Source organism: Dietzia sp. DQ11-38-2 (assembly GCF_014145055.1).
GTDB lineage: Bacteria > Actinomycetota > Actinomycetes > Mycobacteriales > Mycobacteriaceae > Dietzia.
Window position 1 is genome coordinate 1 of sequence record NZ_JAALDW010000067.1, and the last position, 2768, is coordinate 2768.

Annotated in this window: 4 protein-coding genes; 1 reads left to right on the top strand and 3 read right to left on the bottom strand. The window is 70.5% G+C overall.

Features of this window, described 5'->3' with window-relative positions; translation table 11 throughout:
• Positions 1-274: 274 nt before the first annotated feature.
• Positions 275-787, top strand: a complete 513-nt coding sequence (locus tag G6026_RS02870) for an inorganic diphosphatase (RefSeq protein ID WP_182612211.1) — start codon at positions 275-277, stop codon at positions 785-787.
• A 192-nt stretch (positions 788-979) separates the two neighbouring features.
• On the opposite strand, the gene G6026_RS02875 is transcribed toward G6026_RS02870, so the two are convergent.
• The 3 genes from G6026_RS02875 to G6026_RS02885 form a co-directional block, all read right to left on the bottom strand.
• A complete protein-coding gene (locus G6026_RS02875) occupies positions 980-1843 on the bottom strand; it encodes a crotonase/enoyl-CoA hydratase family protein (RefSeq protein WP_182612212.1) in 864 nt (287 codons plus the stop codon).
• A gap of 23 nt (positions 1844-1866) precedes the next feature.
• Positions 1867-2073, bottom strand: a complete 207-nt coding sequence (locus tag G6026_RS02880) for a PspC domain-containing protein (protein ID WP_107755660.1) — start codon at positions 2071-2073, stop codon at positions 1867-1869.
• A 189-nt stretch (positions 2074-2262) separates the two neighbouring features.
• Positions 2263-2768 (bottom strand): SDR family oxidoreductase (locus tag G6026_RS02885; RefSeq protein ID WP_182612213.1); only part of this gene is annotated, 506 nt, incomplete at its 5' end.

Genomic DNA, 2768 nt, shown 5'->3' on the forward strand with positions numbered 1-2768 from the left:
ACGAGGCCCGCCACCAGCAGCGCCACGGTGACCAGGACCACGCCGATCCGCCACACCGGGCCCCGCCCGCGCCACACGCCCCGCTCGGTCACCGACCCCTGCCCTCCCGCACTCTCGAGCCCTCGCCCCCGACCGGGCTGCGGCCATCGATCACCCACGCTAGCGGGCGACCTGACGGCGACCGCCCCCGGTGCCGGACCTGCCTACTAGAATCGGTGCGAATTCCCGGGCGCGCGTCCGGGGTCCCGAGAACGCCGATCAGCGAGGTACGCCAGTGTCCGTCGAAGTGACCATCGAGATCCCCAAGGGCTCGCGCAACAAGTACGAGATCCACCACGAGACCGGGAAGATCTACCTCGACCGGTTCCTGTTCACCTCGATGGGCTACCCGGCCGACTACGGGTTCATCGACAACACGCTCGCCGACGACGGCGACCCGTGCGATGCGCTGGTCCTGCTGGACGAGTCGGTGCACCCCGGCGTGATCGTCAACGCCCGCGTCGTGGGTGTCTACACCATGTCCGACGAGGCCGGCGGCGACGACAAGCTGCTGTGCGTCCCGGCCACGGACCCGCGGTGGGAGCACATCCAGGACATCGAGGACGTCCCGGACTTCGAGCTCAAGGCGATCGAGCACTTCTTCCTCCACTACAAGGACCTCGAGCCCGGCAAGCACGTCACGCCCGGTGAGTGGAAGGGCAAGGACCTCGGGGAGAAGCTCATCGCCGAGGGCGTCGAGAACTTCGCCAAGCACCCCGAGGAGAAGGCCGAGCCCAACCGCGGCTGACCCCGGGCGGCCGGGGGTCCGCCCGCGTGGCCGGGGGTCCCCGCCGCGTCGGCCCACACGCCCGCACGTACACGAGCCGTCACTCCGGGCAGCGTTTCCCCTGGTGTGGATCCGCCGTTACGTACCGGAGTGACGGCTCACCTTTTCTGGCGACCGTTCGTCGGGTCGGCCAGCGCGGCCTGGTTCGTGGCCTCAGCGGCCGGTGAACTTCGCCTCGCGCTTCTCGAGCGTCGCCGAGATGGCCTCCATCATGTCGGAGGAGGCGAGGAACCCGGCGTTCCACGTGGCCACGTAGCGGTTGTTCTCGCGGATCTGCCCCTCGATGCCGCGGTTGAGCACCTCGCGGGTCCCGCGGACCACCAGCGGGGGGTTGGCGGCGATCTCGGCGGCGGTGGCGTGGGCCGAGGCCAACACACCGGCGGCGTCCTCGGCCACCTGGGTGACCAGCCCGTAGCGCAGGGCGGTCTGGGCGTCGATGTCCCGGCCGGTGAGGGCGAGTTCCCGGGTCAGCCCGGAGCCGATGATGTGGGGAAGCCGCGCGAGCGAGCCCATGTCGGCCACGATCCCCACCTTGACCTCGCGGATCGAGTAGGTCGAGTCGGCGGCGCCGTGGCGGACGTCGCAGGCGGAGATCAGGTCCACCGCGCCCCCGATGCAGCGGCCCTGGACCGCCGCGACGGTGGGGGTCTTGGCCGACGCCACCGAGTCGATGGCGCGACGCATGTTCTCCACGAAGTCCAGGATCCGCTCGTTACGAGAGGCGTCCGGGGTCGTGTCCTGGGGAAGGAACTCCATGAACTGCGGCATCATCGCCATGAGGTCGAGCCCATAGGAGAAGTTGCGGCCCTCCCCGGCGATGACGGCCGCACGGACCTCCGGATCGGCGTCGAGCTCCGCCATCACGCGGGGCATCTCCGCCCAGAAATCCGGCCCCATGCCGTTGTGGGGGCCGGGCCCGATCAGCGTCACCTGCGCGACGTGCGGATGCCGGACCGCCTTCTCGATGCGGACGGAGGAGTACTGACCGGGCGCGGCCGAGGTGTCTTGAGTGCTCATGCGCTCAGCCTGCCATGACGACCTCAGGCGCGGACGTCAGGCATGACGAACCAGAGGATCAGGTACAGGAGCACCTGCGGCCCGGGCAGCAGCAGGGAGGCCACGAACAGGACGCGGACCAACACCGGGTCGATCCCGAAGTAGTCGGCGAGCCCGCCGCACACGCCCCCGATCCAGCGGTCCTCGGAGCGGGTCAGTCGTTTGGGCTGGGAGTCTGAAGGGTAGGTCATGACATGTCACCTCGTCGTCGTCAATGGCGGTCGGGGACCTCTCCCCGACGACCTCCAGTCTCCTCCCCCACGGCGCCCGCCACATCCGGGTTCGACCCCGATCCCCACCCTGATCCGTGCCTCGGGGTAGATGCGGGGACGGAGTCCCGGGGTGGGCGCGCAGGCGAGCTCTCCCGAGGTGTCAGCGGCTCAGGTGTGGAACTCGCCGCAGTCCACGGTCAGGGTCTGGCCGGTGACCGCCGACGCCGCGTCCGACAGGAGGAACAGCACCGGGTCGACGATCTCGCGCTCGCTGGGCAGGCGCCTCAGGTCCATCTTCTCGGCGGTGTGGGCGTAGACGTCCTCCACGGTCCCGCCGTACTTGCCCGCCAGGTGCTCGAAGTACCCCTTGAGCGTCTCGCCGTAGATGTAGCCGGGCGCCACGGTGTTGACGCGGATGCCGCGCGGCCCGAGCTCCGTGGCCAGGGAGTGGCCCAGCGCGACGAGGGCGGTCTTGGCGATCTTGTAGCCGGCGTAGCGCTCGCGGGAGTGGTGGATGACCGCGGAGGCCATCATGACCACGGAGCTGCTCCCGGGCGCGGCGCTGCTCTCGGCCCCGGAGTCGGCCCCGGAGTCGGCCCCGCCTGCCCCCGCCGCCGCGCCGGCCTCGAGCAGCGGGGTGAACTCCTGGGTGGTGCGAAGCGCGCCGAGGACCG